We start from the raw sequence: 5479 nt of genomic DNA, 5'->3' as shown, positions 1-5479 counted from the left end.
AGGCCCGGAGCTCGGTCGAGACCGCCTCGGCGACCCGGCGCACCAGGTCCTCGTCCCAGCTGGCGCCGAGGCCGACGGCCTGCGGGAAGACGGTCGCCACGCCGAGCCAGGAGACGCCGTGCAGGCCCTCGCTGCCGGTGCGGAAGGCGGCGACGCCGAGGCGCGGCACGGCCGGCGAGTACTGGTGCAGCATCGCGAGCCGCTCGTCGGGCGTGAGCCGGTGGAGCAGGTCGTCGACACGCTTGCGCAGGGGAAGCGTGGGATTGCGGAAAGCGGGCAGGCCGGCTGCGGACGCGGGCACGGAACTCACGTGGAATACCCCTCGGGCGGGCTGGGCTCGGTGGTTGTTCATCGAAGCGCTTCGACGCTGACACGCTCCCGTTGGACTGTCAACTCCCCAGGAAACAAACCATTTTGCATTTGTTCAGCCTCTTGCCGAACCGGTAACGCGTCGTTAGTCTCGCCGAAACATCCAAGCGCTTCGACGCTTCGACGGAGAGGGGCCACGCCACCATGAGATCCGGGTTGAACCGCAGGAGCTTCCTGAGCACCGCCGCCACGGTCGCGGGAGCAGCCGCGATGGCACCCCTGCTGTCCGCCTGCGGCGGCGGCGCGACCAAGAAGCCCACTCTGAACTCCAAGGAGGGCCTCAAGGCGGCCCTGCCGGCCTACGTGCCGAACGCCAACGCGGTCAAGCCGGACATAGCCCCCGTCCAGGGCGGCCCCGGCGCCGCGACCGACCCCGCCTACCTCTCCTACCCGGCATCCCCGCCCGCCAGCGTCTCCGGCATACCGGGCAAGGGCGGCAGCTACACCGCGGTCACCCCGCTGTGGGGCACCAACCCGCCGGCCGACAACTCCTTCTACCAGGCGATGAACAAGGCCCTCGGGGTCGAGCTGACCGTCAAGCCGGCCGACGGGAACAACTACAACACCATCGTCCCGACGATGACCGCCGCCAAGAAGCTGCCGGACTGGATCACCCTGCCGACCTGGTGGAACCCCAACTTCAACCTCGGCGGACTGACCGGCACCCAGCTCGCGGACCTCACCCCGTACCTGTCCGGCGACAAGATCAAGAAGTACCCGAACCTGGCCGCCCTCCCCACCGGTGCCTGGCAGGTCGGGGCCTGGGGCGACAAGCTCTACGGGATCCCCTCCTTCTCCACCAACTTCGCCATCTCCGGCCTCACCTACTACCGCCGGGACGTCCTCGACGCCCGGGGCATCACCGCCGACCAGGTCAAGTCCGCCGACGACCTGATGAACCTCGGCAAGGAGCTGACCGACGCCAAGCGGGGCGTGTGGGCCTTCGAGGACGTGTGGACCTACCTCTACACGGCCTGGGGCGGTCCGCTGAAGTGGAAGGAGCAACGGCAAGCTGGTCCACCTCTTCGAGACCCAGGAGTTCCTGGAGGCACTCGACTGGCACAACCGCCTGGCCACCGCCGGCTACGTGCACCCCGACGCGCTGGCGGGCGACGAGAAGGGCAACACCCGCTTCTACAGCGGGAAGGTCCTCATCTCGGGTGGCGGAACGGGCGCCTGGAACCTGTCCGACCACCAGTCCGGCGTCGCCGCGGACCCGAACTACCGGCGCGGCGCCTTCAACACCATCACCGCCGACGGCAAGGGCACGCCCGTCATCTACATGGGCGCCTCCACCGGCATCATCAGCTACCTCAACGCCAACCTGAAGCCCGAGCAGATCGAGGAACTCCTCTCCGTCGCGAACTACCTCGCCGCCCCCTACGGCACCGCCGAGTACACCCTGATCAACTTCGGTGTCGAGGGCGTCCACCACAACCGGGTGAACGGGGTGCCGACCTTCACCGAGGAGGGCAAGAAGGACGTCCAGGCGCAGACCTTCCCGTTCCTGACCGCCCCCTCCGCCGTGATCAGCAACCCCGGCGGCGACCAGGTCACCCAGGACTACGCGGCCTGGCAGGCCGCCAACGTCAAGGCCCTCACCAAGCCGATCTTCTGGGGCATGAACTACAGCATGCCGCCGGCCATCTCCGCGGCCGAGGCGGCGCAGAACGTCTCCGACACCGTCAAGGAGTGCTACCGCGGCAAGAAGAAGGTCTCCGAGGTGCAGGACGTCGTCGCCAGCTGGCGGTCCGGCCCCGGGGAGCGGCTCAAGCAGTGGATGACCGAGAACGTCCTCGAGAAGTACGGCACCGGCCAGTGAGCACCGCGCAACAGGAGCGCCCCGCCAAGCCGGCGCGGCCCGCCAAATCGGCGCAGCTCAACTGGTGGGTCAGGCTGCGGCGCGACAAGTCCCTCCTGCTGATGACGGCCCCCGCGGTCGCCCTGCTCCTGGTGTTCAACTACGCGCCGCTGTTCGGCATCGTCACCGCCTTCCAGGAGTACGACCCGCTGGTCGGGGTCTGGCAGAGCGAATGGGTCGGGTTCGACCAGTTCCAGCAGCTGTTCGGCGACCCGGCCTTCTGGGACTCGCTGAAGAACACGCTGTACCTCAGCTTCGTCCAGCTGATCCTCTTCTTCCCGATCCCGATCGCCCTGGCCCTGCTGCTCAACTCGGTGATCAGCGAGCGGATCCGCAACTTCTTCCAGTCCGTGGTCTACCTGCCGCACTTCTTCTCCTGGGTGCTGGCGATCACGATCTTCCAGCAGATGCTCGGCGGCGCCGGCGTGCTCAACCAGTTCCTGCGCCAGCACGACATCAGCACCTGGGACATCATGACCACCCCGGACACCTTCGCGCTGCTGGTCACCTCCCAGGGGATCTGGAAGGAGGCGGGCTGGGGGATCATCGTCTTCCTCGCCGCGCTGAGCGCGATCAACAGCGAGCTGTACGAGGCCGCGGCCGCGGACGGCGCCGGGCGGATGCGGCGGATGTGGCACATCACGCTGCCGGGCCTGCGCGGGGTGATCGTGCTGATGCTGGTCCTGCGGCTCGGCAACGCCCTGTCCGTCGGGTTCGAGCAGTTCCTGATCCAACGCAACGCCGTCGGCCACGAGGCCGCGGACGTCCTGGACACCTTCTCCTTCTACTACGGCATCGCCACCGGCGGCTACAGCTACGGTGCGGCGGCCGGGCTCTTCAAGAGCGTGGTCTCCCTCCTGCTCATCTGGGCTGCCAACAAGCTGGCGCACGCCTTCGGCGAGGACGGGCTGTATCGCAAATGACGAACGTACTCACCATGGGTTCGCGGGGCGAGAAGGGCCGCTCGGCGGCGGCCGCCCGACGCCGGGCGCGTTCCGCCCGCCCGCCCTGGGACGAGCCGCCGACCCGGGTCGGCCAGACCGCGAAGGGCCTCACGCTCGGCGGAACGCTCGCCGTCATCCTGGTCCCGCTCTGGATCATCGTGCTGACCAGCTTCTCCACCCCCGGGGCCGTCAACCGGGCCGGCGGCCTGGTGATCTGGCCGGACGGGCCGACCACCGAGACGTACCGCCAGATGCTCAGCGACTCGACGGTCGTCCGCGCCCTGATGGTGAGCCTCGGCGTCACCGTGGTCGGCACCGTGGTCTCCATGGCCATCTCGATCCTCTGCGCCTACGGCCTCTCCCGGTCCCGGTCGTTCGGGCACCGCTTCGTCCTGATGCTGCTGATCGTCACGATGTTCGTCAGCGGCGGCCTGATCCCGAGCTTCCTGGTGGTCACCGAACTGGGCGGCTACGGCCAGTGGTGGTCGCTGATCCTGCCGAGCGCGGTCTCCGTCTTCAACATCCTGGTGCTGCGCGCCTTCTACCAGGACACCTCCTCCGAACTCATCGACGCCGCCCGGATGGACGGCGCCGGGGAGTGGCGGATCCTGTGGTCCGTCGTCCTGCCGACCTCACGGGCCGTCACCGCCGTCACCGCGCTGTTCTACGGGGTGGGCTACTGGAACTCGTTCTTCAACGTCATGCTCTACATGCCGACGGACAGTGAGAAGTGGCCGCTCCAGTACGTGTTGCTCACCTACGTCAACCGGGGCATCGGCCTGCCCGGCTCGGTCAACGCCGGCTTCGGGAGCACCCAAGCGCAGACGGCCCCGCTGTCCCTGCAGATGGCGGTCGTGGTCCTCACCCTGGTACCACTGGTGATCGTCTACCCGTTCGTGCAGAAGCACCTGCGCACCGGTGTCCTCACCGGCGCGATCAAGGGCTGAGCCGAGCCGGGCGCCCCAGACCGGGAGCGGCCCCGTGCGTGAGCCTCCCCGCCGCGCGGCCGGGCCGCTCCCCCACCGGAACCGACACGAAGGAAGCAGCGCGATGGTGACACTCGCCGATGTGGCCAGGCACGCCGGCGTCTCGTCCAGCACGGTCAGCTACGCCCTCAGCGGCAAGCGTCCGATCTCCGACGAGACCAGGATCCGCGTCGAGCAGGCCGTCACGGACCTCGGCTACCACCCCAACGCGGGCGCCCGGGCCCTGGCGGGCAAGCGCTCGCACATCATCGCCCTGGTCGTCCCGCTCCACACCGAGGTGCACGTGCCCACGATGATGGAGATCGCCATCGCGGTCACCGTCGCGGCCCGCGAACACGGCTACGACGTCCTGCTGCTCACCAACGACGAAGGCCCCGAGGGCGTCCGCCGCGTCGCCGCCACCGGACTCGCCGACGGCGTCATCCTGATGGACGTCCGGCTGGACGACGACCGGATCCCGGTCCTGCGGGCCGAGGAGATCCCGGCCGCACTCATCGGCCTGCCCGACGACCCCGCCGGACTCTCCTGCGTCGACCACGACTTCGCCACCGCGGGCGCCCTGTGCGCCGACCACCTGGCCGACCTCGGCCACCGCGACATCGCCTTCATCGGCTACAGCAGCGGCGTCTACCGGCGGCACGCCGGCTACGCCGAGCGCACCCTGAACGGCTTCCGCGCCCGCGCCGAGCTGCGGGACCTGCGCTTCCTCCACCGGCCGTGCGAGGGCACGTACGAGAGCACGGCCGGCACCCTGGCCCGCATCCTCGCGGACCGACCCGACACCACCGGGTTCGTCGTGCAGAACGAGGCCGCGATCGGCCCGCTGCTCAGCCTGCTGCGCGCCAGCGGGCGGACCGTGCCGGAGGACGCCTCCGTCATCGCCATCTGCCCCGACCCGCTGGCGGAGCAACACTCGCCCCGGCTCACCTCCGTGACCAGTCCGAAGAAGGACCTCGGGCATGTCGCCGTCGACCAGGTCATGGCGCGGATCGCCTCGATCACGGCGGGCGAGGAGCCGGAGGACCAACTCCTCCTGATGCCACCGGAACTGGTGGTACGCGAAAGCACCGCACCGGCCCCGCGCCGCAGTTGACACCACTACCGGAAGGACGGTTCCCCGATGGACATCCGCCGACTCACCGACCGCCTCGGCGGCCTCGCCTTCGGCGGGGACTACAGCCCCGAACAGTGGGACGCGGAGGTGTGGAAGCAGGACGACGAGCTGATGCGCCGGGCGCGCGTCAACCTCGCCACCGTCGGCGTCTTCTCCTGGGCCCTGATGGAGCCCGAGGAGGGCCGCTACGACTTCGCTCGACGCC

6 protein-coding genes and 1 pseudogene are annotated in these 5479 nt (G+C 69.3%); 5 read left to right on the top strand and 2 right to left on the bottom strand.

The features are described 5' to 3' along the window. Together C2142_RS41150 and C2142_RS36695 are read right to left on the bottom strand one after the other, a co-directional pair. Positions 1–310: pseudogene (locus C2142_RS41150) on the bottom strand (glycoside hydrolase); the annotation flags it as partial. 79 nt (positions 311–389) lie between these two features. Further along, positions 390–629: a hypothetical protein gene (locus tag C2142_RS36695; RefSeq protein ID WP_162600493.1), complete on the bottom strand. Its 240-nt coding sequence runs from the start codon at positions 627–629 to the stop codon at positions 390–392. Between the two features lie 827 nt (positions 630–1456). Here C2142_RS36695 and C2142_RS41145 point away from each other — a divergent pair. The 5 genes from C2142_RS41145 to C2142_RS41135 all read left to right on the top strand — a co-directional run. Beyond that, positions 1457–2191, top strand: a complete 735-nt coding sequence (locus tag C2142_RS41145) for a hypothetical protein (RefSeq protein ID WP_241003029.1) — start codon at positions 1457–1459, stop codon at positions 2189–2191. Then, complete coding sequence (locus C2142_RS41140) at positions 2188–3153, top strand: ABC transporter permease subunit (RefSeq protein ID WP_241003028.1); 966 nt, start codon at positions 2188–2190, stop codon at positions 3151–3153. The genes C2142_RS41145 and C2142_RS41140 overlap by 4 nt, the downstream gene beginning before the upstream one ends. Then, entirely contained in the window at positions 3150–4121 is a 972-nt protein-coding gene (locus C2142_RS36685) for a carbohydrate ABC transporter permease (RefSeq protein WP_206671106.1), read from the top strand. Before C2142_RS41140 ends, C2142_RS36685 begins: the two co-directional genes overlap by 4 nt. A 103-nt stretch (positions 4122–4224) precedes the next feature. After that, entirely contained in the window at positions 4225–5253 is a 1029-nt protein-coding gene (locus C2142_RS36680; protein ID WP_148647112.1) for a LacI family DNA-binding transcriptional regulator, read from the top strand. A 27-nt stretch (positions 5254–5280) separates the two neighbouring features. Next, the coding region (locus C2142_RS41135; RefSeq protein WP_241003027.1) for a beta-galactosidase at positions 5281–5479 on the top strand (199 nt) is incomplete at its 3' end.

It is taken from the genome of Streptomyces sp. CB01881 (genome assembly GCF_002953255.1).
GTDB lineage: Bacteria > Actinomycetota > Actinomycetes > Streptomycetales > Streptomycetaceae > Kitasatospora.
This window is presented reverse-complemented; position numbering and strand designations above follow the sequence as displayed.